Raw genomic sequence first — 26,059 nt, 5'->3', positions numbered from 1 at the left:
TACGAAATAAGGCATACGGGGCAGGGAAGGCCATTGCACAAAATTCTGCAGGGGCTGCCCCGGCGCCTGTAAAATTGGTATTTTTGCCTAAAACCCGGAGATCCATGGCAGATGGGCTGGTAATTATCCCCACCTACAACGAAATTGAGAATATCGAAGCGATCGTCCGGGCCGTTTTCGGGCTGCCAAAACCCTATGATATTCTGATCGTCGATGATGGCTCCCCCGACGGAACGGCCGCGAAGGTCCGGGAATTGCAACCGGAATTTGCAGGAAGCCTGCACCTGGAGGTGCGTTCCGGCAAAGCGGGACTGGGCACCGCTTATATCCACGGGTTTAAGTGGGCCCTGGACCGGCACTATGAATACATCTTTGAGATGGATGCCGATTTCTCCCACCGGCCCGGGGACCTGCCGCGCCTGCACCGCGCCTGCCTGGACGGGGCGGATATGGCCATCGGGTCCCGGTATAAAAAAGGGGTCAACGTGGTGAACTGGCCGCTGCACCGGGTGCTCCTCTCCTATGGGGCGTCTTTTTATGTGAAACTGATCACCGGGATGAAAGTGGACGACCCGACCGCCGGGTTTGTCTGTTACCATCGACGGGTACTGGAGGCGATCGACCTGGACCAGGTGCGCTTCGTGGGGTACGCCTTCCAGATTGAAATGAAATTCAGGGCCTACCTCAGGAAGTTCCGGATTCAGGAGGTATCCATCGTATTCACGGACCGGGAAAAGGGTCAGTCCAAAATGAGCAAGACCATCGTGTGGGAAGCCGTATTCGGCGTCATCAGCATGAAGGTGAGGAGCCTGTTTAAAAAGAACGGATTTTAATGAAAAAATACCTGCTTACCAATGCGCGGATGGTCAATGAGGGCAAGGTTACCGAAGGGGACCTCCTGATTCACGGGCCGTATATTGAACGGATAGGCCCGCAGATCACCACCGGTGGGGCGACCATCATCGACCTGAGGGGTGCCTGGCTCCTGCCCGGGCTGATCGATGACCAGGTGCATTTCCGCGAGCCCGGGCTTACCCACAAAGGGGACATTGCCTCGGAAAGCCGTGCTGCCGTGGCAGGGGGCATTACCTCCTACATGGAGCAGCCCAACACCATCCCACAGACCACCACCATTGAAAAACTGGAGGAAAAGTTCGCTCTGGGGGCCAGGCATTCCCATGCCAACTACAGCTTCCTGTTTGGGGGCACCAACGACAACCTCGAGGAAATCAAAAAACTGGACCCCAAAAGCTGCTCCGGCATCAAACTCTTCCTGGGCTCCTCCACCGGGAATATGCTGGTCGACGACGAAAAGGTGCTGGAACAAATTTTCAGCAATACAGAAATGGTCATTTCCGCCCATTGCGAGGACGAAGCCACCATCCGGAAAAACCTGGAATATTACAAAGGCCAGTACGGGGACGATATCCCCATCGAACTCCACCCCATCATCCGGAGCGAGGAGGCGTGCTACCTCTCTTCTTCCAAAGCCATTGAACTTGCGAAAAAAACCGGGGCCCGCCTCCATGTATTCCACCTTTCAACAGGAAAGGAAATGGAATTGTTCCGCAATGACATCCCGCTGGCCTCGAAGAAAATCACGGCCGAAGTCTGCATCCACCACCTGTGGTTCAGCTCTGAGGACTACCGGGAAAAGGGCACGCTCATCAAATGGAACCCGGCCGTCAAGACCGCCTCGGACCGGAACCGGCTGTGGGAAGCCCTGCTGGATGACCGCATCGACCTGATCGCCACCGACCACGCCCCCCACACACTGGATGAAAAGCGGAACCCCTATACCAAAGCCCCATCGGGCGGCCCGCTGGTGCAGCATGCCTTGCCTGCGTTGATGGAAAAAGTGGCCGATGGGCTGCTTCCGGTGGAAAAACTGGTTGAAAAAATGTGCCACAACCCGGCCATCCTTTTTGATATCGACCGCCGGGGCTACCTCAGGGAAGGTTACTACGCCGACCTGGTGGTGGTGGACGACAATGACCCATGGCGGGTGGACCCGATCAATATCCTGTATAAATGCGGCTGGTCCCCTTTTGAGGGACAGCGCTTCCGATCCCGGGTGCGGTACACCTTTGTGAACGGACACCCGGCCTTTGAACTGGGTCGGGTATCCGAAAAGCGAAATGCCAGCCGGCTTGAATTCAACCGATGATGCGAAAACTGCGGATTTTCCTTTTATTTACGCTGGTGCTGGGATGCCAGGATGCACTGGTCGAAAAACCGGATAACCTGATCCCCCCGGGAAAGATGAGCGATATCCTCTTTGACCTGGCGGTTATGGAGGCCATCGACAACACCTATCGCGGTCAACTGGAGCGAAACGGGATCGAACCCTTATCCTACGTTTTTGAAAAGCACCGGGTAGACAGCCTGCAATTTGCAAAGAGTGATTTTTACTATGCTTCCCGGCCGGCGGTCTACGAGCGGATCTACCAGGAAGTAGCGGACCGGCTGGCCCAGCAGCGCGACAGCGTGGGGGAGGTAATCGGGCAGCGAAACAAGGAGGGGAGGGAAGGCCTGATCGATGAACAGGAAAACGATTCCCTCTAGGCCTCACTCCGGGACTCCCTGAAATGCCGGATACAGGCATTAATTACCGCGTTGAGGTCTTCATACCGGTAACCGGGCAGCGCATCGAGGATTTTTCCGTTGACATATTCCTTAGGATCCCGGAGGCCGCGGATCCCGGCCCCCGTTAGTTTCCGTTTGCTTCCCGTTAGCATGGACCGGATCCAATCCAGGGAACGCAGCAGGTGGAATTGCCAGAACCTGAGGGTCCGTGATGGCGGCTTCCTGCCAAAAGCCCGGGCAATCCGACCCAGCAGCTCCCGGTAGGTCAGGTTTTCGTTTACCAGGATATACCGCTCCCCGGAATGTCCGGATTCCATCAGCCCGCACATAGCCCGGACCACATCCCCGACCGTGACAAAACCCGTGGCCCCGGGGGGGTAATAGCGGAGGCCGCGGTGCACGGCTTCGAACAACCGCCCGCTCCCCTCCTCATACTGGCCGGTACCCAGGATGACACCCGGGTTGACGATTACCGTTTCCAGTCCCTCCTGGCTGCCCCTCCAGGCCTCCATCTCGGCGAGGTACTTGCTGGTGCTGTATACATTGGTCCTGGCCGGATCCCAGGGGTCCTCCTCTGTGACGGGCATCCCATGGCCCCCGATGGTCGCGATGCTGCTTACATGGCACAGGCGCCGGACCCCGAAGGCGAGGCAGGTGTTCACCACATTTCGGGTGCCTTCGAAGTTTACTTTCTGCAGGAGGCTGCGGTCTGCCGGATCAAAGGAAATGTACCCGGCACAATGAAAGACCTTTTCCACCCCTTCAAAAGCAGCCTCCAGGGCCGGGATATCGGAAATATCGGCCTCAAACCAGTCGATCTGTCCCCAGGCCCCTTCCAGGGCCGGGTCCGTCCAGGCGAACAGGTTGCGGACCCGCTCCAGGTCGCTTTCCATCCGGTGCAAAGCCCGGACCGGCTGCCCGGACCTGACCAGTTCCATGAGTAAATGACTGCCTACCAGGCCCGTTGCGCCCGTTACTAAAACCATGTGCCTAAATTAGGGATTCTGCCCCGATATCTGGGGCGCATGGCTGCCGGAGCGCCCTGTTTTAACTATATTTGCTCGGAAATTTCAGGAACATGGCTATGAACTTTGTGAAGGAATTGGAATGGCGGGGGATGCTGCACGATGTAATGCCCGGCACCGAAGAACACCTGTTGTCGGGGATGCAGGCTGCCTATGTGGGGATCGACCCGACAGCGGACTCCCTGCATATCGGCCACCTGGTCGGGGTGATGATGCTGCGCCACTTCCAGCTGGCAGGACACAAACCCATTGGCCTGGTGGGGGGCGCTACCGGGATGATCGGGGATCCGTCCGGCAAATCTGCGGAGCGCAACCTCCTGGACGAGACGACCTTGCGGATGAACCAGGAAGCCATCAAAATGCAATTGTCCAGGTTCCTGGATTTTGAGAATGATGCAGAGAATGCCGCGGTGCTGGTCAACAACTACGATTGGATGAAGGACTTCGGCTTCCTCGATTTTATCCGGGATGTCGGCAAGCATATCACGGTCAATTACATGATGGCCAAGGATTCCGTCCGGAAGCGCGTCTCCGACGAGTCGGGGGAGGGGATGTCTTTCACCGAGTTTACCTACCAGCTCGTACAGGGGTATGACTTTCTCCACCTGTACCGGAAATACAATTGCACGCTGCAGATGGGCGGCAGTGACCAGTGGGGAAACATTACCACGGGCACCGAGCTGATCCGGCGCATTGACGGGGGCAAGGGCTATGCGCTCACCTGTCCGCTGATCACCAAGGCAGACGGCACCAAATTCGGCAAGACCGAAAGCGGCAACGTCTGGCTGGACGCGCACAAGACGAGCCCGTATAAATTCTACCAGTACTGGCTAAACACCTCGGATGACGATGCCGAAAAATACATCAAGATTTTCACCTTCCTGAGCCGGGAGGAAATCGAGGCCCTGGTGGCTTCGCACAAGGCGGCGCCGCACAAGCGGGAACTCCAGCGGCGCCTTGCCGAGGAGCTGACTGTGATGGTCCACTCCCAACAGGACCTCGACAACGCAGTGACGGCGAGTTCCATCCTCTTTGGCAAATCGACCGAAGCGGCCCTGAAATCCCTGGGGGAGGAGACCTTTATGGAGGTCTTTGAAGGGGTGCCCCAGTACCACCTGCCCGTTGGTGAAATCCGCTCCGGCCTGGATATGGTCGCCGCCCTGTCGGCACGCACCGGATTCCTGAAATCCAACGGGGAAGCGCTACGCGAGCTGAAGCAGCAATCCATTTCCGTGAACAAAAACAAGGTGGACGATTCCTACACCATAGATGAAAAGGACCTTATCAGCGGGAAGTTTGTCCTGCTGCAGCGGGGCAAAAAAAATTATTTCGTGCTGGTGGCCGAAGGCGAATAACCCTGCTTCTGCCCCGGGTATTCACGGGCTGATGGCTAGCAGGTTGCACCCCCGGATGTCCGAATGGTCAAAGCGGCCAAGTACTTCAAACCCATTATCCGGCAGCAGTTTGCCCAGGTCCTGGGTGGCGATAAAGGCACAGGAATCCCTGTTGGCCAGGTCAACCACGTTGATGCCCCCGGTTTTGCCCGGCGGGTTCAGGCTCAGGGGGTCTTCGGTATCCCTGATGAGTACCTGCATCCAGGGCGGACACCGGAAGATCCCGTGGCCTGCAGAATAGGCCTGGGAAAGCAGCTCGGTCATGCCGTATTCCGAGTGGATCCGATCCAGGCCAAACCCCTTGCAAAGCCTTTGGTGCAATTCCTCCCGGACAATTTCCTTCCGCCGGCCCTTCATCCCCCCGGTTTCCATAACGGCGGTGTTCCTGAGTTGCATAGGGCAGGCTTCCGCCAGATCCAGCAGGGCAAAGGAAACCCCGATGAGCAACACCTGTTTGCCGCCGCGGTCCGCCTCCTGCACGCGGCGGGCGATTGTCCCCGGTTCCCCGCTGAGGAACCCGCTGCCTGCTGCCGCCCCCTGTGCAATCAAGCCCTCTACCATGTAAATCAGGGAAGAACCCGGCCGTTCCTGATAGGAGGGTAGCAGGGCCAGGATGCACCAGTCCTGAACCGGTCCGTAGAAGTATTCAAAGCCATGGGAGAAACTCGCCTCGTACAGGGCGGTGTCCGGCACGTGGTGTCGGCTCAGGCCGCTGTCGGTGGTCCCGCTGCTTTGAAAAACGATTTCCCCGGTCAGGCCGCTTCGCAGTACGCGGTGGTCCTTGAAGCAGGCAATGGGCAGGAAGGGGATGTCCGCCAGGCGGGTAACGCCCTGGGGAAGTACCCCGAGGTGGCGACAGAATTCAGCGTATACCGGGACTTCCCGGCATTGCTCCCGGAAAAGCGCCAGGGCGCGTTGCTCAAAGGCATTGTTATTTTCTATTCGCAGGGTTTCGAAAGGGTCCATACCGTGGGGCCATGGCGCAAAAGTAACCATTTTGCCGCTCCGGGCTTTCCAGTCGGGACCGGATGGGGGATCAGTTAACGAACCACCAGTTTCTTGGTGGCGTATTTGCCGTTTTGCTCAATGCGCACCATGTAGACCCCCGGGACCAAACGGTCAATGACCAGGGCATCGCCCATCAGGCGCCGTTCCAGCACCACTTTACCGAACAGGTCAAATACCCGGACGGTCTTGGGGGCGTTCGAATCGGATTCAACATAAACCACGTCGGCTGTGGCCGGGTTCGGGTGCACCCGGATCCGGGCCTCTTCGTTGCCGGCAACCGCACCGGTATGTTGGGCGGCAAGGCTGAATGTTCCCATGAAGAACAGCAGTAGGTATAATTGCTTCATCGGGTGGAATTGATTTGGGATCAATGAAATAAATATAGCACGGCAGGTGCCAGGAACTCAGAAATTGTTGTGAAGCTGGAATTTTTGTAGGTAAATGAATGGCGGTGTGCCGTTCATCGATGAAATTGGACTTTTGAGCGAGTGAAATTTCTGCGGTACCCGATTACTTGACAATGAGCTTCCGCGTCGCCACCCGGTCTTTTTCATATACCTGGATCAGGTAGACCCCGGCGTCGAGGCCTGTAAGGTTTAACTCTGTACCGAGGATGGTGGTTTTGAGAACAGGCGTCCCCAGCACGTCGTAGATATGGACGTTTTTGGGCGCGTTGGACGCCGTGACAATGTAGACTTTGCCCTGTGTAACGGGGTTGGGATACAACTTGAAGCCCTCGATATCCCCACGGCTTTTCTCCTGCTGGGAGAAGCCGGCCGTAAGGAATAAAAGAAAAAGCAGGGTGTAGAGGTGCTTCATAGTCTAATTCTCACAAAACGCGTGCCGCAAAGATAATTCTTTTGCCATGCGATCCCCTTGCAGGTACCCTAAAGATCGCCATTTTTCGATGAAATGCATAAATCCGGAAAACTTTAACGGAAATGCCCGGTGCTGTGTTACCGCAATGTTAGGAGTATTAAATTGCGGTTAAGGGAACCCCAAACTAGTGCTTTTGTTATATTTTTGAGAGTACATCAACCAAACGTCTTTCCCATGAAAAATCAGGATATCAAAATTCTTCTCGTAGACGACGAACCCGATATTCTGGAAATCCTCAGCTACAACCTCACCGCGGAGGGTTATCAGGTGTTCACGGCCAAAAACGGGGCAGATGGGGTGGAGAAGGCCCGCAAAAAGAACCCCCACCTGATCATCCTGGACGTTATGATGCCCGAAATGGACGGGATAGAAGCCTGCGACATCATCCGGAAAACAAAAGGGCTGGAGGATACCATTATCGCCTTTCTGACGGCCCGCAGTGAGGATTATTCCCAGGTGGCAGGATTTGACGCCGGGGCGGACGACTATATCACCAAGCCCATCAAGCCCAAGGTGTTCGTCAGCAAGGTAAAGGCCTTGTTGCGGCGCCTGAAAAACCAGGACGGGGCAGCTGCCGACATCCTGAAAGTGGGCAAACTGGTCATCAACCGGGAAGAGTACAAAGTGGTCAACAAAGGCGAGGAACTCATGTTGCCCCGCAAGGAATTTGAACTGCTGGCCCTGCTGGCTTCCAAACCGGACAAGGTGTTTAAAAGGGAAGTCATCCTGGACAAGGTCTGGGGGCAGGAAGTGGTCGTGGGCGGACGGACCATCGACGTCCACATCCGCAAGCTCCGGGAAAAAATCGGGGAGTCGCATTTCAAGACCGTGAAAGGGGTGGGGTATAAGTTCGTCGAGTAATGGCCACCAAACTCCGCAGGTCCTACCGCTTTTCACTTCGGTCCTCCTCCTACATTACCCTGTTCCTGATCCTGACCTGCACCGCCCTCCTGTACCTGGCCGGGGGACTTCAGGATTATTGGTATGTCCTCCCCGTGCTGGCGGTTCTGGTATTCTTCATTGCTTTTATCGTTATCCAGGTACGGGCGGAGCAGTTTATCTACCGGCGGATTGAGCAGATATACGAAGATGTGTCCCTGCTGGAGTCCACTTCCCTGACCTCCGGCCCTATCACCACCGACCTGAAGACGCTCAACGAAGAGATTGAAAATTTTGCCAGGGCCAAAAAAATCGAGATCGACACCCTGAGGATTAGGGAGGAATACCGCAAGGAATTCCTGGGGAATGTTTCCCATGAGCTGAAGACCCCCCTGTTTACCGTGCAGGGCTATATCCACACCCTCCTCGACGGCGCGATGGAAGACCGGAAGGTCCGGAAAAAATACCTCAACCGCGCTGCCAAAGGGGTGGAGCGGCTCATATACATCATCAAGGACCTGGACCTGATCACGAAGCTCGAAGTGGGCGACCTGCACCTGGAATGGGAGACCTTCGACATTGTGGAACTCATACAGAACGTGTTTGACCTGCTCGAGATGAAGGCGGCGAAGAAGGAGATCAGCCTGGTTTTTGACATGGAATACACCCAGCCGGTCTTTGTCCGGGCCGACAAGGAAAAGATCCAGCAGGTGCTGACCAACCTGGTGGTTAATTCCATCAAATACGGACACCCGAAAGGCACCACGGAGGTCAGTGTGGAAAACCTGATAAAGAACAAGGTAATCATCCGGGTAACCGACAACGGGGAAGGGATCGCCGAGCAACACCTCACCCGCCTGTTCGAGCGGTTCTACCGGGTCGATAAGAGCGGTAGCAGGAAGGAAGGGGGCAGCGGTCTCGGCCTGGCTATTGTCAAACACATCATCGAGGCCCATAATGAAAAGATATATGTGGAAAGCGTGGTGGATGTGGGCTCCGAATTCTCCTTTACCCTCGAAAAGGCTGCCGGAGCTCCGGAACCTGCATCCGTCTGATGCCGTTTTCGTAGCTTTGTCCCACCAAACCTTGCGACTTCGTGGGCAGTAAAAACAAACTGAAACGTTTCAGCGACAACGAGCGTTTTGCCAATGTCATCCAGCCGGATCGGGACACCCTGCTCGCCGGCGATTTTAATTACCGGGGGAAGTGGTCCGGGTTTTTCGGGAATACCAACCCCATTGTGGTGGAGCTCGGTTGCGGCAAGGGCGAATATACCCTGGAACTGGCGCGTCGGAACCCTGCCGTCAACTACCTCGGGGTCGATATAAAGGGGGCGCGGATCTGGAGGGGCGCCAAGACAGCCCTGGAAGAACCGGTGCCGAATGCCGCCTTCCTCAGGACGCATATCGAGTTGATCGACCGGGTGTTTGCCCCCGGGGAGGTCTCGGAAATCTGGATTACCTTCCCGGATCCCCAGATCAAGTTCAAGCGGACCAAACACCGGATGACCAACCCGGTATTCCTGAGGCGCTATAAGGCCATCCTTGCCGGCGGGGGCGTGGTCCACCTCAAAACAGACAGCGAGTTCATGCACGGGTACACCCTGGGCCTCCTCCAGGGTTGCGGGATACCGGTCCGTTATGCCAACCACGACATCTACAGGAATTCCGGTGCCCCGTCAGCCGTAACGGAAATCCAGACATTTTACGAAAAACAGTATCTTGAACAGGGGAAAGCCATTACCTACCTCGCGTTCTGCCTGGATGACCTATGACACACCTGCTGATTTTATTTTTCGCGACGTTTTCCGCGGCCTTTATGGCGACCGTGCCACCGGGCCTGCTGAACCTGAATGCCGCCAAGATAAGCGTGGAAAAAGGCAAGTCCAACGGGATCATCTTCAGCCTGGGGGTGTCCACCATGGTGGTGTTGCAGGCCTATGTGGCGGTGCTGATCTCGAAATTCCTCTACCGGAACCCGGAGGTGATCGTCTGGTTGCAAAAAGCAGCCTTGCTGGTATTCGGCTTTTTTGCCGTTTACTTTTTTGTAAAGGCCCGAAAGGAAAAGCAGGCTCCCCGTCAGCTTATGGAAGTAAGGAAGCGGAACAGCTACCTCAAAGGGATCGTGCTGGCCTCCCTGAACCTGTTGACCATCCCGTACTACAGCGCGCTGAACGCCATGTGGAACGCCTCGGGCTGGATCGATTTCAAATTCTGGGACATTGCCGTCTTTATCGTTTCGGCCGGTTGCGGCACCTTTGCGGTACTGTACCTGTACACGGTCTATTTCACCAAGCTCGATTCCCGGAGCAATGCCTTCTCCAAGAATTCCAATTACGTGCTGGCCGTGCTGATGCTCATCCTGCTGGTCATCACCCTGATTCGCGTATTTTACACCTGAGGGCATGGATGCTAAAGACCCCCATTTTTTTGACCGTGTTTACGAAGTTGTCCGGCAGATCCCCTACGGACGGGTAACCTCCTACGGTGCAATAGCCCGATATCTCGGCACTGCCCGCAGTGCCCGGGTGGTAGGCTGGGCCATGAACCAGTCCCACGGGATGGAAGATGTGCCGGCTCACCGGGTACTGAACCGGAAGGGGCTGCTTACCGGCAAACACCACTTTGACGGGACCAACCTGATGCAGCAACTGCTCGAGAATGAAGGGGTTCGCATCCGGGACAACCAGGTGGTGGATTTCCAAAGCCATTTCTGGGACCCTGCAGAGGAACTCTGAACGGGATTTCAAGGACCCTGCGGAAAACTCGGAACAGGATTTCCGGGGCCCTGCCGACGAACCGTGAGCGGGATTCCCGGTACCCGGCAGAGAAACGCTGCACATGATCTCCGGGTTTAAAAGCCTTATTTATTGGGAGTTTCGCTTTTCCGGTTTGGATTCCAAGCCGTATCTTTGTTGTTTAGAATGAATTTGAATAATTACTATGGCTGTGAAGCTGAATAAGCAGAAGATACGGAAGGCGCTGGAAAGTATTACGGTTCCCGGTGAAGGAGAGAACATGGTCGCGAGCGGAGCGGTGCGGAACATTCAGGTTTTCGGGGATGAGGTGGTGGTGGATATCACCATTTCCAACCCCAGCCTGCAGGCCCGCAAGAAAACCGAGGTCAGCATCCTGCAGGCCATCCACCGCGAGGTGTATGAAAAAGCCAAGATCAAGGTGAACGTGGCGGTCGACGCACCGGCCCGGAAAACCCAGGCCAATACCATCCGCGGCAAGGCCATCCCGGGGATAAAGAATATCGTTGCCGTTGCGAGCGGCAAAGGGGGAGTGGGAAAATCCACGGTTACGGCCAACCTGGCAGTGACCCTGGCGAAAATGGGCTTTGAAGTAGGCCTGCTCGACGCCGACATCTATGGGCCCTCCATCCCGATCATGTTTGACGTGGCCGGGGAAAAGCCTCTGGCGGTGCAGGCCGACGGCAAATCCAGGATGCGCCCGGTAGAAAACTACGGGGTCAAGGTACTGTCCATCGGTTTCTTTACGGAACCCGACCAGGCCGTGATCTGGAGGGGCCCGATGGCCGCCAAGGCGCTGAACCAGATGATATTTGACGCCCATTGGGGCGAGCTGGATTTCCTCCTCGTCGACCTGCCGCCGGGTACGGGCGATATCCACCTGAGCATCATGCAGTCCCTGCCGATAACCGGGGCCGTGGTGGTCAGCACCCCCCAACAAATCGCACTGGCCGATGCGAGGAAAGGGGTTGCCATGTTCCGTCAGGAAGCCATACAGGTGCCGGTCCTCGGTTTGGTGGAAAACATGGCGTACTTCACCCCGGAGGAACTGCCGGATAACAAGTATTACATCTTCGGGCAGCACGGGGCAAGAAACCTTGCGGAAGACCTCAATATCCCGTTCCTCGGAGAGATCCCCCTGGTACAGAGTATCCGGGAAGCCTCGGATATCGGCAGGCCGGCCGCCCTCCAGGAAGGTACCCCTACCAGCAAGGCCTTCGAAGAACTTACCCGCGAGACCGTCCGGGAGCTGGTGGCCAGGAATGAGGAACTGCCGCCCACCGAGGCGATAAAGATTACAACCATGGCCGGTTGCGAAGCGGTAAAAAAGAAGTGAACATGACACCTGAAGAACTAAAATCTAAAATTGAGGCTGCCCTGGAGGAAATCCGGCCCTTCCTGCAAAGCGACGGGGGCGATATTACACTCGTGGGGATCGAGGACGGCACCCGGGTCAAGGTACGCCTCGAAGGGGCCTGCGTGGGTTGCACCGTCAACCAGATGACCCTGAAGAGCGGTGTTGAAATGACCATTAAAAAACACGCCCCCCAGATCGAACAGGTCATCAATATCTCATGATAAAGACGGATATCCTGATTATCGGCGCCGGCCCGACGGGCCTCTTTGCGGTATTTGAAGCCGGCCTCCTGCAGCTCAGATGCCATATCATCGATGCGCTGCCCCAGCCCGGGGGGCAGCTGGCCGAGATATACCCCAAGAAACCCATTTACGATATTCCCGGGTTCCCCGAGGTGCTTGCCGGGGAACTGGTGGACAACCTGATGGCCCAGATAGAGCCGTTCCAACCCGGGTTTACCCTTGGCGAAAGGGCCGAGACCATCGAAAAGCAGGAGGACGGGACCTTTGTGGTCACCACCAGCGAAGGCACCAGGCACCAGGCCCCGGTGGTTGCAATAGCCGGCGGGTTGGGCAGTTTTGAGCCCCGGAAACCCCTGCTGAAAAACCTGGAGTTTTATGAGGGCCGGGGGCTGACCTATATGATCCGGGACCCCGAGGTATATAGGGGGAAAGAGGTGGTCATTGCAGGCGGGGGCGATTCGGCCCTTGACTGGAGTATCTTCCTGGCAGATATTGCCGGTGGAGTGACCCTGGTACACCGCAGGAATGAATTCCGGGGCGCCCTGGATTCGGTGGAGAAGGTGCAGGTGTTGAAGGATTGCGGAAAAATACGCCTCCTCACGCCGGCGGAAGTGGTCCACCTGGAAGGGAAGGATAAACTAGAGGCCGTGGTGGTGCGGCGCTCGGCGGAACCCAGCGAGGACATCCGGATAGAAACGGACGCCTTTGTGCCGCTTTTCGGGCTTTCCCCCAAACTGGGCCCCATCTCCAACTGGGGTCTTGAAATCGAGAAAAACGCCATCAAGGTAGACAATACCCTGGATTACCAGACAAATATTCCCGGCATCTACGCCATTGGTGATGTCAACACCTATCCGGGGAAACTCAAGCTGATCCTCTGCGGCTTCCACGAAGCGACGCTGATGTGCCAGAGTGCGTACCAGCGGATTTATCCCGACAAAAAATACGTGATGAAATACACCACCGTAGGCGGGATCCACGGATTTGACGGCAGCAGGAAAGAAGCCCCGAAGGCGGTAATCCGCACCATTGATTAACCCCCATTTGATCCTGGTATGAGTGATATACAAATAACAATTACCGACCGGCACGGCGAGGTCCACAGGGTTACCGCGCCTACCGATATGAATATGAACCTGATGGAGCTGGTAAAGGTGTATGAACTGGCCCCGGAAGGTACGATCGGGGTATGCGGCGGCATTGCCATGTGCGCCTCCTGCCAGTGCTATGTGAAAAGCGGGCATCCCCTGCCTGAGAAATCCGACGAGGAGGAGGCCATGTTGTCCGAAGCGTTTTACGTGGAGACCAGCAGCCGGCTCGGGTGCCAGATCCACCTGACGAAGGGTCTGGACGGCCTCGAGGTGGAGCTGGCCCCCGAAGGTTCGTAACCCGCGGCCTCAGGCGATGATTTTCGTCCTCCTGAGGAAGGTGTCCAGGCTGTCCGCTATGTCAAAGCACCGGCTGTACCGGGACGATTCCTGGCAGAACCGGGATTCCTCCTTGTGGGCAGTGCATTCAAAACCGGAAAGGTGGACCTCTTCAAATTGCCTGTTCAATGATTTGCATTGTTCATACAGGTTTTCAATGGAGGCATCTTCTGCCGGTTTAACAGCATGGAGCATCAGGAACCCTTTGAGGTAATTCTCGATGGCTGCGTGGGAGTTACTGCAGACCAGGGCGGTAACCACATCCTCTTCAGGCCTGCTGAGTTCGTCATTGGCTTCCCTTAATTTCCGGAGACCTTCCTTGAATAATACGTTGGCTTTATCTTTCATGACTGACAAATATTTTGGTGAAACCCGGGAGCGCCTTTTATGAAGGCGTCGCGGATCGCAGTGGTGTCGATGGTTACATGCTACTGAAAAGCTCGAGCCGCTCCCACCGGGTGTCCACTTCTTCCTGAGCTTTTTTCAACAGCTCTTCACCCAATGCTGCATTCTCTTTGACCACGCGCCTGAACCGGGTTTCATTGTACATGAAATCACTCAGTGGCGCGGCAGGTTCTTTGGAATCCAGCCGGAATTTCTTGCCTTTGGGTTTGGAAGGATCAAACCTGAATAACGGCCAATAGCCCGTTTCGACGGCCTTTTGTTGCTGCAAGGCCCCGTCTTTCAGGTCATAGCCGTGTTCCCCGCAATGGGAGTAGGCTACGATAAGGGAAGGCCCCGGATAGGCCGCAGCCTCCTCGATGGCCTTCAGGGTCTGAAGGTCCCTGGCGCCCATGGCAACCTGGGCGACATAGACGTTTTCATAGGATATCGCCTGGAGCGCAAGGCTCTTCTTGCCGGTTTTTTTGCCGGAAACCGAAAATTTGGCGCTCGCGCCCAGGGGGGTCGCTTTGGAAGTCTGTCCGCCGGTATTGGAATATACCTCGGTATCCAGGACCATCACGTTGATGTCCTCCCCGGATGCCAGCACATGATCCAGGCCTCCGTAGCCGATATCGTAGGCCCATCCGTCCCCGCCCACGATCCATACGGCTTTCCTGCGGAGATAGTCGGCGAGGCGGAGCAGTTTTTGGGCTTTTGGATCATCCACGGTTTCGAGGACTTTCCGGAGTTTTTCCAGATCTGAGAATTTCCGGTTGCGGTCCGCTTCGGATTCTTCCGGGTTATTGAGGATGGCCTCTGCCAGGTCCTCCCCAATTTGTGATTTCAGGGATTGTAGCAGGTCCACCGCGATTTCCTGTTTCTTGCTCAGGGCCAGTTTCATCCCAAACCCGAATTCTGCATTGTCCTCGAACAGCGAATTGGCCCAGGCAGGTCCCCTGCCTTCCTTGTTGGTCTTGTAGGGGGTGGTGGGCAGGTTTCCGCCATAGATGGAGGAACACCCGGTGGCATTGGCAATCAGGATGCTGTCGCCAAAGAGCTGGGTAAGCATCTTGATATAGGGGGTTTCCCCGCAACCGGAACAGGCTCCCGAGAATTCAAACAGGGGCTCCAGGAATTGGGATCCCTTGACATTGGTTATCTGCAGGGCGGCCCGGTCGTAATCCGGCAGGTTGATGAAGTAATCCCAGTTCCTGTCCTGTTCGGCCTCCACTTCCAGCTTGCGGTGCATGTTGATGGACTTGAAGTCTTCAACCTCCTTGCTGACTGCCGGGCAAACTGCGACGCACAGGTCGCAACCCGTACAGTCCTCAGGTGATACCTGCAGGATGTAGGATTCCGCCGAGCTGTCAAAAGGCCGGCCCTTTGCAGGGACTGCCTTCAGGGCATCCGGTGCATCTGCCAGCAGGTCGTTCGGAACCACCTTGGCCCGTATCGCGGCGTGCGGACAAATGGCCACGCACTTGTTGCACTGGGTACACAGGTCCGCGTCATCCCAAACAGGGATGAAATCGGCTATCCCCCTTTTTTCATACTGGGTGGTCCCCGTCGGGAAGGTGCCATCCACGGGGAAGGCACTGACGGGAAGCAAATCGCCCTCGCCGGCGAGTATGCGGCCCAGGACTTCCCGGACAAAGGGATCCTCGGTGCCCGTCATCATGGGTTTGAGCCCCGTGTTGCTGGTTACCCGGTCCGGATAGTTCACCTTCTGAAGGTTCTGCAGGGAGGCATCCACTGCGTCAAAGTTCATCTGTACAATCCGGTCTCCCTTGTGGGAGTACGTCTTGACGATGGCATTCTTGATCTTCTCAATCGCTTCCTCCTTCGGTAAAATCCCGGAAATGGCGAAGAAGCAGGTTTGCAGGATGGTATTTGTCCGTTTGCCCAGGTTGGCCTCTTGGGCAACCCGCGTCGCATCGATCACGTAGAAATCCAATTGGTTCTCAATGATCGCTGACTGCATTTTCCGCGGGAGTTTGTCCCAGATTTCGGTATTCGGGTAGGGGGCATTCAACAAAAAGGTGCCCCCTTTTTTAATGTTTTTCAGCAGGTCGAATTTCTCGATGAAATTGAACTGGTGACAGGCGATGAAATCCGCCTGGTGGATCAGGTAGGTCGAATAGATGGGTTCGGGGCCAAATCGCAGGTGGGATACCGTGCGCACCCCGGCCTTTTTGGAGTCATAGACAAAATACCCCTGAACGAAATTGTCGGTGGTTTCCCCGATGATCTTGATGGAATTCTTGTTGGCCCCCACGGTACCGTCAGAACCGAGGCCGTAGAACATGCAATTGAACGTATGCTTCACGGTCTGCATCCGTTGGCCGACTTCCAGGCTGTTGTGGGTCACGTCGTCCAGGATTCCCACCGTAAAGTGGTTTTTGGGCGCGGCCTTGTCGAGTTCATCGTAAACGGCACGCACCATGGCGGGGTCGAATTCCTTGCTGGACAGCCCGTACCTTCCCCCGATGATCCGGGGCATTTGCCTGCTGCTTTCCGCAAACGACGTGACTACATCCAGGTACAGGGGTTCGCCCGTACTACCCGGTTCCTTAGTCCTGTCCAGAACGGCAATTTTACGGACAGTCTCCGGGATGGAACCGATAAAGTGGGACACGGAAAACGGCCTGAACAGCCGCACGATGATGGCCCCGACCTTTTCGCCCTGTTCCACCAGGGTTTCCACTGCTTCAATTACCGGCCCCTGCCCGGATCCCATAATAACGATCAGCCTTTCCGCTTCCGGGTGGCCGATGTAATAAAAGGGGCTGTACCTCCGACCGGTATGCTGGTAGAATTCGTCCATGGTTTCCGCCACGATGCCGGGTACCTTTTCATAGAAGGGGTTGGCTGCTTCCCGCGCCTGGAAGAAGACATCCGGGTTTTGGGAAGTTCCCCTAACGACCGGGTGGTCCGGGTCCAGGGAGCGCTGTTTGTGGGCAATGATGGCTTCTTCCGGCATCATGGTTTTGATGATGTCGTCGGGGATGGCGTCGATTTTCGAAATCTCGTGGGAGGTTCGGAAACCGTCAAAGATATTCAGGAAGGGCACCCTGGATTTAAGGGAGGCCACCTGGGCGATCAGGGCAAAGTCCATGGCTTCCTGTACAGACCCCCCGAAGAGCATGGCGAACCCGGTTTGGCGCGCGGCCATAACATCCGAATGGTCGCCGAATATGGACAAGGCATGTGTGGCGACCGTACGGGCCGCTATATGGATTACCCCGGGGAGCAGCTCCCCGGCAATCTTATACAGGTTCGGGATCATCAGCAGCAGCCCCTGGGAAGCCGTGAAGGTCGTGGTCAGGGCACCCCCCTGCAGGGAACCGTGGACCGCCCCGGCCGCACCCCCTTCGCTCTGCATCTCCACGATCCTGGGGACATTGCCCCAGATATTTTTTTCTCCCCTGGCGCTGAACACGTCTACGTGTTCCCCCATCGGGGACGCCGGGGTGATGGGGTATATGGCACAGACCTCGTTTGTTTTATGGGCTATCCGGGCTACGGCTTCATTTGCATCGCAAATCAGTTTTGGAAATTCTTTTTTCATGACGGGAAGGTTGTTATATGCTTCATTAGATTGGGGGGAAAGCCAGCCTGTTTGCACAGGCTTCCACACCGCGCCACGTACCTGCTTAATCGGGTAATGCATGGCGTAAAACGTCTTTGGCCCGGCGGCCCCGGGAATCATTTTTATTCCCCGTGCATCCAGGCCTTCTTAGCCAGTAACTGCTCTTCGGTTTCCACATGGTCCTCATCCGGTACACAGCAATCCACCGGGCAAACGGAGGCGCACTGGGGTTCGTCGTGGAAGCCTTTGCACTCGGTGCACTTGCCCGGCACGATGTAGTAAAACTCATCTGAAATGGGGTCGTTTTCGGCATCTGCATCGACTTCTTGCCCCGTGACCGGCATACTGACCCTTCCACTGAGGGCGGTTTCATCCGAGTAGGACCATTCCTCCCCGGGTTCGTAAATGGCATTGTTGGGACACTCCGAAATACAGGCGTCACAATTGATGCATTCATCGGTAATTACAATAGCCATGATTCGCTGGTTTAATGGGTTGATTCATAAAATTAGGATACGCAACCCGCTCTATTCATGATAATTATCAGGTGCCACCCGCTAGATAGACGGTATATTTATTCCAATCTGACTCCTTTTGAAATTTGAATGCCTAAAAGCAATTATGCCATGATCAAAACATCTCCAGAGGCCAGGGATATCCAATCCCTTGAAGCAGTTGTCGTACGTTTTGTGGGCGATTCCGGTGACGGGATGCAGCTTACAGGGACCCAGTTCACGGATACCTCGGCCATGTTTGGCAATGATGTGGCCACATTCCCCAATTATCCATCCGAAATCCGGGCCCCACAGGGGAGCCTTTACGGCGTTTCCGGTTACCAGGTGCATATCGGAAGCATCGAGGTCAGTACCCCGGGGGACAATGTGGACCTGCTGGTCGCCATGAACCCCGCAGGCCTCAAGACAAACCTCTATGCCGTCAAACCCGGACACACCATTATCGCCGACTCGGATTCGTTTACCAAGAAAAACCTGGAGAAAGCCCAGTACGAAACCAACCCGCTCCGGGACGGTTCCCTGGAAAATTACCGGGTGATCGAGGTGGCCATGACTTCCCTGACCAAAGAAGCCCTCAAAGGCGTGGAGGGACTGGACAACAAATCCATTACCCGCAGCAAGAATATGTTCGCCCTTGGGATGGTTTACTGGATGTACCACCGCTCCCCCGAACACACCATAGATTTCTTCCGCAAGAAATTCCGGAAGCAACCCCATCTGATTGAAGCCAACACCAAGGTCCTGAACGCAGGGTACTACTACTCGGAAACCCTGGAGCTCATCCCGAATTCCTACAGCATCGCCCCTGCTAAAATGCCTTCGGGCACCTACCGGGTGATCATGGGGAACACGGCCACAGCCTGGGGTTTCCTCGCTGCCGCCGAAAAATCGGGTCGGGAGCTTTTCCTGGGATCCTACCCGATCACCCCCGCATCGGAGATCCTGCACGAACTGGTCAAACACAAGCATTTTGGAGTAAAAACCCTGCAGGCCGAAGACGAAATTGCCGGGATATCCTCCGCAATCGGTGCCGCCTTTGCGGGCGACCTGGCCATAACCACGACTTCCGGGCCGGGCCTTGCGCTGAAGGGGGAGGCCCTTGGACTCGCACTGATGCTGGAACTGCCGCTGGTGGTGGTGGATGTGCAAAGGGGCGGGCCGTCGACAGGGCTTCCCACCAAAACAGAACAATCGGACCTGCTGCAAGCCATGTATGGCCGCAACGGGGACAGCCCGTTGATCGTTATTGCCGCCAGTACCCCGGCCAACTGTTTTCATTTTGCATTTGAAGCCTGCCGCCTCGCCCTGGAACACATGACCCCTGTCATCCTCATGACGGATGGCTACATCGCCAACGGGTCGGCTCCCTGGAAGATCGAATCGGCCGCCAGCCTGCCGGAGATCGGGAACCGGATCCTCCGGGAGGCCCGGGAGGACTGGCAACCCTACCAGCGGGACCCCGAAACACTGGCCAGGTCCTGGGTGCTCCCCGGGACACCGGGCCTTGAACACCGGCTGGGGGGGCTGGAAAAGGACAACCCCACGGGCAATGTGTCCTACGTCCCGGGGAACCATGAGGAAATGACCCGTATCCGGTCCGAGAAAATACGGCGCGTTCAACACCGCATCCCCGATGTGGTCCCGGAGTTTGCCTCGGAAGGGGACCTGCTGGTCGTCGGCTGGGGAGGTACCTATGGTGCGCTGCATACCGCGGTCAAGCAAATGCAGCAGGAAGGGTACGGGAATATCGGCCTGGCCCATTTCAATTACATCAATCCCCTGCCCGGGAACACCGGAGAGGTTTTGAGAGCATTTAAAAAGATCCTGGTTTGCGAATTAAACACCGGACAGTTTGCCAAACTGCTCCGGATCAATTTTTCCGGACTGGAACCGGAACAGTTCAACAAGGTGCAGGGACTGCCCTTTGGAAACGATGAACTGATGGATAAATTCAAACAACTTTTGTCTTAGCTATGGAAACCAAAACGAAAAAGTATACCTATAAGGATTTCGCCAGCGACCAGGAAATCCGCTGGTGCCCTGGATGCGATGACTATGTGATCCTGCGCTCCGTGCAAAAGGCACTGGCCGACCTCGAGATTCCCAAGGAGGATGTCGTGTTTATTTCCGGTATCGGGTGTTCCTCCCGTTTCCCCTATTATATGGATACCTATGGCATGCATGGCATCCACGGCAGGGCGCCGGCAATTGCTTCCGGGGTGAAGCTGGCAAACCCGGACCTCAGCGTTTGGGTGATCACTGGGGACGGCGATAGCCTGGCCATCGGGGGGAATCATTTCATACACGTACTCCGGCGGAACATTGACCTGAACATGATTTTATTCAACAACCGGATTTACGGCCTAACAAAAGGGCAGTTCTCGCCCACCTCGTTCGTGGGGCAGAAAACCAAGTCCTCGCCCTACGGCAATACCCAGCCCCCATTCCATGCCGGGGAACTGGCCATTGGGGCACAAGCCCGTTTTTTTGCCCGGGTGGCGGGCAACATGCCCGCAGAAATGGCCGAGATATTTACGGCCGCCGGGCGTTTTGAGGGTACCTCCCTGATCGAGGTACTGCAGAATTGCGTCATCTTCAACGACGGGTGTTATGCGGAGTATACGGACAAGTCCGTTCGCGCAGACAAACAGCTCTACGTGGAACACGGAAAACCCATGATTTTCGGAAAAGACCGGGATAAGGGCCTGGTACTCGAGGGGCTCCGGTTGCGGGTGGTGAAGCTGGGGGAGAACGGGGTGACCCCCGAAGACATTCTGGTCCACGACGCCTGCGAACAGGACCCGACCCTGCACCAGATGCTGATTCGCCTGGAGGATCCGCTGGTTACCGGGATTATCCGGAGTTACGGGGACGTGACCTTTGAGCAGCGCGAAGACGCCCTGACCCGACAGGTAAAATCCAACTCGGATTTCAGAAAAACGGACGACCTGTTTTTTTCAGGGGAGACTTACGAAGTACACTGACCTTAAGACGGATACCCCGCTTCTAGACCAGGTTGGCAAACCCGAGGAAGGCCAGGGACAGCAAGCCTGCCACAAGCAGGTTGATGGGGACCCCTTTCATGCCTTCGGGCAGGTCTGCCAGTTCCAGGTATTCGCGGATGCTGGCAAAAACGATCAGCGCCAGGGCAAAGCCTGCCGAACTGGATACGGCAAAGAATACCGCCTTGATCAAATTCCCGTCTTCCATCCCAAGGGCCAGGATGGCGACCCCAAGCACTGCGCAATTGGTGGTGATCAGCGGCAGGAATACCCCGAGGGCCTGGTAGAGGGACGGACTGACTTTCTTTAAGACAATCTCCACCATCTGGACCAGGGCTGCTATGACCAGTATAAACGCAATCGTCCGCAGGTATTCCAGGCCCATGGGTACCAGGATATACTGGTGCAGCAAATACGTGACCGTGGTGGCGATAGTCATCACAAAAAGGACGGCCGCAGCCATTCCCAGGGAGGTGGATACCTTGCTGGATACCCCTAAAAACGGGCAGATCCCCAGGAACTGGGACAGTACGATGTTATTCACAAATACGGCACCGACAAAAATGACCCAGAATTCCATCTTATGCTATTTTACGGGTTAGTTTGTTAAATACTGCAGCCAGGTAGGCCAGAGCGATAAATGCGCCCGGGGGCAGGATGAACAGGATCAGCATGTTCGCTTCCTCCCCTACAAAGGGGAACCCGAACAAACTTCCGCTTCCCAGGATCTCCCGGGTGCCCCCCAGGACCGTGAGTGCCATCGTAAACCCCAACCCCATCCCCAGTGCGTCGACTGCGGAGGATGCCACGGAGTGCTTTGAAGCGAAGGCTTCCGCCCTCCCAAGGATCAGGCAATTGACCACGATAAGCGGTATAAAGATCCCGAGTTGTTCATAGAGGAGGGGGATATAGGCTTCCAGGATCATTTCCACCACCGTAACGAAGGCCGCGATGATCACGATGAATGCGGGGATGCGCACCTTGGCCGGAATCTGCGATTTTACAAGGGAAACCACCGTATTTGACATCAGGAGCACGAATAAGGTGGCCACCCCCATCCCCAGGCCGTTGAATGCCGATGAGGTCACCCCCAGGGTGGGGCACATCCCCAGCAACATGACAAATACGGGGTTCTCCCGGATGATACCCCTCAGGAATGTGCTTTTGTATTTGGATGCATTGCTCATGTCCGCTCAATTTTCGGTTGGCAGGGATTCTTTGTATCCCCTGTATGCTTCGCAGGCCTGTTGCACCGCCTCTGAAAACGCCCGGGTGGTGATGGTGGCCCCGGTCAGCGCATCTACGTCCCCCCCGTCCTTGACGGCTTTCAACTCAAATTCCGATGGATCTTTCCCCCGGAATTGGCGCAGAAAACGTTCGCCTTTCATTTTGGTGCCCAGCCCGGGGGTTTCCTTTTGTTCCAAAACTGCGATATTCTCCATGCTTCCATCGGCATGAAAGCCCACCAGTAGGCGGATCAGGCCGTTGTAACCCTTTTCCGAGGCGCCTGTCACTGCCGCCCCCACGAATTCCCCCTGCAGGTAGGCGGGATAGATTTCAGTGCTGTCTCCGGGTTCCCCGGCCATTACCCTGACCACCTCCGACACGGGCTGGTTATCGAATTCCGGCAATACCGTTTCCACCGCCTGGACTTTCCTGGCCAGTTTCGCCGCTGCCTTTGGCCCCCGGGTAAGTTCATTGACATATCCAAGGGACAAACCGGCTGCCCCGGTGATGATAAAAAGTGCCAGCACCATGTTGATCAATGTGGAATCTTTCTTTTGTGCAGTCATAGCATCTTTGCTTTTATCCGGGACCCGAACCTCCTGGGTTTGAAATAGGTATTGATCAGCGGTACAAATGCGTTCATGATCAGGATGGCAAAGGAGATGCCCTCCGGGTAGGCCCCGAATAACCGGATGACCACCGTAAGCGCCCCGATACCCACCGCAAAGACCACCATGCCTTTTTTGGTTACCGGGCTGGTCACCAGGTCTGTTGCCATGTAGAATGCGCCTAAAATTGCCCCCCCGGAAAGTATATGGATCAGCGGATTGGCATAGTGCTCCGGGTCCAGCCACCAGAAAATGGCCGTCATTACCGCAATGGTAGCCAGTACGGTTACCGGAATGTGCCAGGAGATCACGCGCCTGATAATCAGGTAAGCACCCCCTAAAAGCAAGGCAAGGGCAGACATTTCCCCCAGGGACCCCCCGGTCACCCCCAGGAACATCTCCAGGGCGGAAGGCAGGGAAGCACTGATCTCGCTCATGCTCTGCCCGTATTGCACACCTTCCTTTATCATCCCAAGCGGTGTGGCCCCGGTAATGGCATCCACCAGGGAGGTATTATTCTCCAGTGCAGTAGGCCACAAGGTCATTTGAACCGGGAAGGATACCAACAGGAACACCCGCCCGGCCATGGCGGGGTTGAAGACGTTGTAGCCCAGCCCCCCAAAGGACAGTTTCGCTATACCGATGGCGACCAGGCCCCCGACGGCGATCATCCAAAGGGGGATGCCTGCCGGCAGGTTGAAGGCGAGCAGGATCCCTGTGATCAGGGCCGAACCGTCGGCTATCGTCACCGGGACTTTCATTAAATACTTCTGAATGAGGTATTCAAAAATCAGACAGGCTGCCACTGCGGTTACCGTGGTAATCAGTGCCGGGATTCCGAATACGTAAACCGATACGAGGAAAGCCGGAACCAGGGCGATGACCACATCGTACATCAGTTTCCGGGAGGTGCGGTCCGAATGTACATGAGGGGAGGCAGATACGATGATGGGGGCGTCGCTCATGGTGCGGGATTTTTGGGCTCCAGTTGTTTTGTGATACTCTTCCCGAAGCGGATATAATCCAGGAGCGGCCGGTGCGATGGGCAGACATAGCTGCAGGAACCACATTCAATACAGGTGAGGATATCCTCGGCCGCTGCCCGCTTGAACATGCTTTTCTCCGTCAGGTTCATCAGCAGGTGGGGCTCCAGGCCCATCGGGCATACGCTGACGCATTCCCCGCACCGGATGCAGGCTGCCGGTTCGCCCCGGCTGGCTTCATCTTCGGGGATAATCAGGATACCCGAGGTGCCCTTGGTGACGGGCACGTCGGTGCTTTTCAGGGCTTTCCCCATCATGGGGCCCCCGCTGACAATCTTCCGGGTTCCTTCCGGCAGCCCCCCTGCAGCCGCAATCAGGTCGGCGACCGGGGTGCCTATCCTCACCCAGAAATTCGAAGGGTTTGCCAGTCGTTTGCCGGTAACCGTAACCACGCGCTCGGTGAGCGGGCGGTTGTGCTGCACCGCCTGGTAGATGGCAAAGATGGTGCCCACATTGTGGACGACGACCCCAACATCCAGGGGGAGTCCGTTTTTAGGAACCTCCCGGTTCAGCAGGGCGCGAACCAGTTGTTTTTCCCCGCCCTGCGGGTATTTTACCTGTAAGGCTGCCACCCGGATGTCCGGGTTGCCACGGGTGAGTTCCCCGAAGATGGCGATGGCGTCTCTTTTGTTGTTTTCAATACCGATTATCGCCCGGGGTACGCCAAGGGCGTGCATGAGGATGCGGATTCCCACCAGGATCTCCGGGCCTTTCTCCAGCATGAGCCGGTGGTCTGCCGTCAGGTAGGGTTCGCATTCGACCCCGTTGATGATCAGGCAATCCAGGTGTTGCCCTTCCCGGAGATGTAATTTTACGTGGGAGGGAAAGGTGGCCCCCCCAAGCCCCACGATCCCGGATTGGGAAATCCGCTCCAGGATTTCCGATGGTTCTGTAGTGATTTCATCTATCAAGGGATAGTTGGCCTCTTCCAGGTTGGAGGGGTCCCTGGGGTCGGTACGGATTACGATACACTGCTTCTTATAGCCCCGGGTGTCGATGATCTTGTCGAGTTTGGTTACGGTGCCCGATACCGGCGCATGGATATTTGAAGAGACAAAACCCCCGGATTTTGCGATGACCTGACCCCGCTGTACCTTATCCTTCCGGTCCACGACGATTTCGGCCGGGATGCCGATGTGTTGCGAAACCGGCACATAGACCTCTTTTGGCAAAGGCAACCGCCGGATGGGCCTGCCCGAAGTCAGTTTGTTTTCCGGGGGATGGATACCCCCTTTTGGGAATGTTCTAAGCATCACTTCCAGATTTAACCCCCTGATCGCCCGCCAGGGTATCGGCCACCGGGTTTTTCTCCTTTCTCGGGGGGAAATTGGTCTCGATGATGGAATGGGTGGGGCACACCGGTACGCATTTCCGGCAGAGCGTACAATAAGCCGGGTCGATATAGGCCAGGTTGTTTTCGATGACAATAGCTTCCTTGGGGCAGACATCCAGGCATTTGGAACATCCGATGCAGGCAACCGAACAAGCCCTTTTCGCGATCCCCCCCTTTTCTTCGTTCAGGCAGCCGACATAAATCTTCAGGTCCCGCTTTTTTTTGGGCCGCATCTCGATGATATCGCGCGGGCAGGCCTCGACGCACATCCCACAGGAGGTGCACTTATCGGTGATGACCACGGGAAGCCCCGTGGCTTCATCCATGTACATGGCGTCGAACTTGCAGGCCGCCACACAATCCCCATCCCCCAGGCAGCCATACTGGCAATCGGTTTCCCCACTGTAGATGAGGGCGGAGATGGCGCAAGTCCTGGGTCCCTGGTATACCGTGGTTTTGGGGCGGACCTCACAGCTTCCCTGGCAGCGTACGACCGCCACGGTGGGGTCTTTCTCCACGACCTCTTTCCCAAGGGCTTCCGCCACGAGTTTCATGACCTCATTGCCGCCAACCGGGCAGAACAGATCCGAGATATCCTCCGATTTCACCAGTTTCTCGGCAAATGCCCGGCACCCAGGGGAACCGCAGCCCGCACAGTTGGCAGCAGGCAGCAATTCCTCCACCCGGCCAATCATCGGGTCATCGAAGACATAGAACCTTTTGGACACCAGATACAGGATCAGGGCTGCCAGGGTCCCGAGGCCGGCCAGTAGGAGCACACTATTTAAGATGGAGTCCGTCATAAT

General features: G+C 56.2%; 28 protein-coding genes. 15 read left to right on the top strand and 13 right to left on the bottom strand.

Annotated features, from left to right (window positions below):
- The first annotated feature begins 104 nt into the window (after positions 1 to 104).
- Genes H7F20_RS01070 through H7F20_RS01060 form a run of 3 tightly spaced genes read left to right on the top strand, consistent with a single transcriptional unit; the run spans position 105 to position 2,565 of the window.
- Positions 105 to 833, top strand: coding sequence for a polyprenol monophosphomannose synthase (locus H7F20_RS01070; protein ID WP_185784300.1), 729 nt, complete (start codon positions 105 to 107; stop codon positions 831 to 833).
- On the top strand, positions 833 to 2,167 hold the full coding sequence (locus H7F20_RS01065) for a dihydroorotase (RefSeq protein WP_185784299.1): 1,335 nt from the start codon (positions 833 to 835) through the stop codon (positions 2,165 to 2,167). The genes H7F20_RS01070 and H7F20_RS01065 overlap by 1 nt, the downstream gene beginning before the upstream one ends.
- Entirely contained in the window at positions 2,164 to 2,565 is a 402-nt protein-coding gene (locus H7F20_RS01060; protein ID WP_185784298.1) for a DUF4296 domain-containing protein, read from the top strand. The genes H7F20_RS01065 and H7F20_RS01060 overlap by 4 nt, the downstream gene beginning before the upstream one ends.
- On the opposite strand, the gene H7F20_RS01055 is transcribed toward H7F20_RS01060, so the two are convergent.
- Entirely contained in the window at positions 2,562 to 3,572 is a 1,011-nt protein-coding gene (locus tag H7F20_RS01055; protein WP_185784297.1) for an NAD-dependent epimerase/dehydratase family protein, read from the bottom strand. The genes H7F20_RS01060 and H7F20_RS01055 overlap by 4 nt on opposite strands.
- Before the next feature lie 92 nt (positions 3,573 to 3,664).
- On the opposite strand from H7F20_RS01055, the gene tyrS reads away from it, so the two are divergent.
- Entirely contained in the window at positions 3,665 to 4,966 is a 1,302-nt protein-coding gene (gene tyrS / locus H7F20_RS01050) for a tyrosine--tRNA ligase (RefSeq protein ID WP_185784296.1), read from the top strand.
- Positions 4,967 to 4,987: 21 nt separating this feature from the next.
- Here the strand turns inward: tyrS and H7F20_RS01045 are convergent, their stop codons facing one another.
- From H7F20_RS01045 to H7F20_RS01035, 3 genes are all read right to left on the bottom strand, one after another.
- Entirely contained in the window at positions 4,988 to 5,971 is a 984-nt protein-coding gene (locus tag H7F20_RS01045) for an acyl transferase (RefSeq protein ID WP_185784295.1), read from the bottom strand.
- Between the two features lie 74 nt (positions 5,972 to 6,045).
- On the bottom strand, positions 6,046 to 6,360 hold the full coding sequence (locus H7F20_RS01040) for a T9SS type A sorting domain-containing protein (protein WP_185784294.1): 315 nt from the start codon (positions 6,358 to 6,360) through the stop codon (positions 6,046 to 6,048).
- Positions 6,361 to 6,523: 163 nt separating this feature from the next.
- Entirely contained in the window at positions 6,524 to 6,832 is a 309-nt protein-coding gene (locus H7F20_RS01035; RefSeq protein ID WP_185784293.1) for a T9SS type A sorting domain-containing protein, read from the bottom strand.
- A 234-nt stretch (positions 6,833 to 7,066) separates the two neighbouring features.
- Here H7F20_RS01035 and H7F20_RS01030 point away from each other — a divergent pair, with 234 nt between their 5' ends.
- From H7F20_RS01030 to H7F20_RS00990, 9 genes are all read left to right on the top strand, one after another.
- A complete protein-coding gene (locus H7F20_RS01030; protein ID WP_185784292.1) occupies positions 7,067 to 7,753 on the top strand; it encodes a response regulator transcription factor in 687 nt (228 codons plus the stop codon).
- Positions 7,753 to 8,826: a cell wall metabolism sensor histidine kinase WalK gene (locus tag H7F20_RS01025; protein ID WP_185784291.1), complete on the top strand. Its 1,074-nt coding sequence runs from the start codon at positions 7,753 to 7,755 to the stop codon at positions 8,824 to 8,826. The genes H7F20_RS01030 and H7F20_RS01025 overlap by 1 nt, the downstream gene beginning before the upstream one ends.
- A 41-nt stretch (positions 8,827 to 8,867) precedes the next feature.
- On the top strand, positions 8,868 to 9,545 hold the full coding sequence (gene trmB / locus H7F20_RS01020) for a tRNA (guanosine(46)-N7)-methyltransferase TrmB (RefSeq protein WP_185784290.1): 678 nt from the start codon (positions 8,868 to 8,870) through the stop codon (positions 9,543 to 9,545).
- Positions 9,542 to 10,171 (top strand): LysE family transporter, encoded by a 630-nt coding sequence (locus H7F20_RS01015; protein WP_185784289.1) that lies wholly within the window; start codon positions 9,542 to 9,544, stop codon positions 10,169 to 10,171. Before trmB ends, H7F20_RS01015 begins: the two co-directional genes overlap by 4 nt.
- 4 nt (positions 10,172 to 10,175) lie before the next feature.
- Entirely contained in the window at positions 10,176 to 10,508 is a 333-nt protein-coding gene (locus H7F20_RS01010; RefSeq protein ID WP_185784288.1) for an MGMT family protein, read from the top strand.
- A 211-nt stretch (positions 10,509 to 10,719) separates the two neighbouring features.
- Entirely contained in the window at positions 10,720 to 11,862 is a 1,143-nt protein-coding gene (locus tag H7F20_RS01005; protein ID WP_185784287.1) for an Mrp/NBP35 family ATP-binding protein, read from the top strand.
- Between the two features lie 2 nt (positions 11,863 to 11,864).
- Positions 11,865 to 12,104, top strand: coding sequence for a NifU family protein (locus H7F20_RS01000; RefSeq protein ID WP_185784286.1), 240 nt, complete (start codon positions 11,865 to 11,867; stop codon positions 12,102 to 12,104).
- Positions 12,101 to 13,162 (top strand): NAD(P)/FAD-dependent oxidoreductase, encoded by a 1,062-nt coding sequence (locus H7F20_RS00995; protein WP_185784285.1) that lies wholly within the window; start codon positions 12,101 to 12,103, stop codon positions 13,160 to 13,162. The genes H7F20_RS01000 and H7F20_RS00995 overlap by 4 nt, the downstream gene beginning before the upstream one ends.
- A gap of 18 nt (positions 13,163 to 13,180) precedes the next feature.
- The gene (locus H7F20_RS00990) at positions 13,181 to 13,513 is read left to right on the top strand and encodes a 2Fe-2S iron-sulfur cluster-binding protein (RefSeq protein WP_185784284.1); all 333 of its coding nucleotides are present in this window, start codon (positions 13,181 to 13,183) and stop codon (positions 13,511 to 13,513) included.
- Between the two features lie 9 nt (positions 13,514 to 13,522).
- Here H7F20_RS00990 and H7F20_RS00985 read toward each other — a convergent pair whose 3' ends face one another.
- The 3 genes from H7F20_RS00985 to H7F20_RS00975 form a co-directional block, all read right to left on the bottom strand.
- Complete coding sequence (locus tag H7F20_RS00985) at positions 13,523 to 13,900, bottom strand: HEPN domain-containing protein (RefSeq protein WP_185784283.1); 378 nt, start codon at positions 13,898 to 13,900, stop codon at positions 13,523 to 13,525.
- 73 nt (positions 13,901 to 13,973) lie between these two features.
- The gene (nifJ, locus tag H7F20_RS00980; protein WP_185784282.1) at positions 13,974 to 17,504 is read right to left on the bottom strand and encodes a pyruvate:ferredoxin (flavodoxin) oxidoreductase; all 3,531 of its coding nucleotides are present in this window, start codon (positions 17,502 to 17,504) and stop codon (positions 13,974 to 13,976) included.
- Between the two features lie 143 nt (positions 17,505 to 17,647).
- Positions 17,648 to 18,001 carry a 4Fe-4S dicluster domain-containing protein gene (locus H7F20_RS00975; protein ID WP_185784281.1) on the bottom strand — a complete coding sequence of 118 codons (354 nt, stop codon included), beginning with the start codon at positions 17,999 to 18,001 and terminating at the stop codon, positions 17,648 to 17,650.
- Between the two features lie 150 nt (positions 18,002 to 18,151).
- Here H7F20_RS00975 and H7F20_RS00970 point away from each other — a divergent pair, with 150 nt between their 5' ends.
- Both H7F20_RS00970 and H7F20_RS00965 read left to right on the top strand, forming a co-directional pair.
- Positions 18,152 to 20,011, top strand: coding sequence for a 2-oxoacid:acceptor oxidoreductase subunit alpha (locus H7F20_RS00970; protein ID WP_185784280.1), 1,860 nt, complete (start codon positions 18,152 to 18,154; stop codon positions 20,009 to 20,011).
- Between the two features lie 2 nt (positions 20,012 to 20,013).
- Positions 20,014 to 21,024, top strand: a complete 1,011-nt coding sequence (locus H7F20_RS00965; RefSeq protein WP_185784279.1) for a 2-oxoacid:ferredoxin oxidoreductase subunit beta — start codon at positions 20,014 to 20,016, stop codon at positions 21,022 to 21,024.
- Between the two features lie 22 nt (positions 21,025 to 21,046).
- Here H7F20_RS00965 and H7F20_RS00960 read toward each other — a convergent pair whose 3' ends face one another.
- The 6 genes from H7F20_RS00960 to H7F20_RS00935 are packed head-to-tail and all read right to left on the bottom strand — an operon-like array spanning position 21,047 to position 26,056.
- Entirely contained in the window at positions 21,047 to 21,622 is a 576-nt protein-coding gene (locus tag H7F20_RS00960; protein ID WP_185784278.1) for an electron transport complex protein RnfA, read from the bottom strand.
- 1 nt (position 21,623) lies between these two features.
- Positions 21,624 to 22,229: an electron transport complex subunit RsxE gene (gene rsxE, locus H7F20_RS00955; protein WP_185784277.1), complete on the bottom strand. Its 606-nt coding sequence runs from the start codon at positions 22,227 to 22,229 to the stop codon at positions 21,624 to 21,626.
- A gap of 6 nt (positions 22,230 to 22,235) precedes the next feature.
- Entirely contained in the window at positions 22,236 to 22,835 is a 600-nt protein-coding gene (locus H7F20_RS00950; RefSeq protein WP_185784276.1) for an RnfABCDGE type electron transport complex subunit G, read from the bottom strand.
- Positions 22,832 to 23,842, bottom strand: a complete 1,011-nt coding sequence (locus tag H7F20_RS00945) for an RnfABCDGE type electron transport complex subunit D (RefSeq protein WP_185784275.1) — start codon at positions 23,840 to 23,842, stop codon at positions 22,832 to 22,834. The genes H7F20_RS00950 and H7F20_RS00945 overlap by 4 nt, the downstream gene beginning before the upstream one ends.
- Entirely contained in the window at positions 23,839 to 25,173 is a 1,335-nt protein-coding gene (rsxC, locus tag H7F20_RS00940; protein ID WP_185784274.1) for an electron transport complex subunit RsxC, read from the bottom strand. Before rsxC ends, H7F20_RS00945 begins: the two co-directional genes overlap by 4 nt.
- Positions 25,166 to 26,056: a Fe-S cluster domain-containing protein gene (locus H7F20_RS00935; RefSeq protein WP_185784273.1), complete on the bottom strand. Its 891-nt coding sequence runs from the start codon at positions 26,054 to 26,056 to the stop codon at positions 25,166 to 25,168. Before H7F20_RS00935 ends, rsxC begins: the two co-directional genes overlap by 8 nt.
- Between the last annotated feature and the right edge of the window lie 3 nt (positions 26,057 to 26,059).

The sequence above is a fragment of the Robiginitalea sp. SC105 genome, from assembly GCF_014243345.1.
In the GTDB taxonomy this organism is placed as follows: Bacteria; Bacteroidota; Bacteroidia; order Flavobacteriales; family Flavobacteriaceae; genus Robiginitalea.
This window is presented reverse-complemented; position numbering and strand designations above follow the sequence as displayed.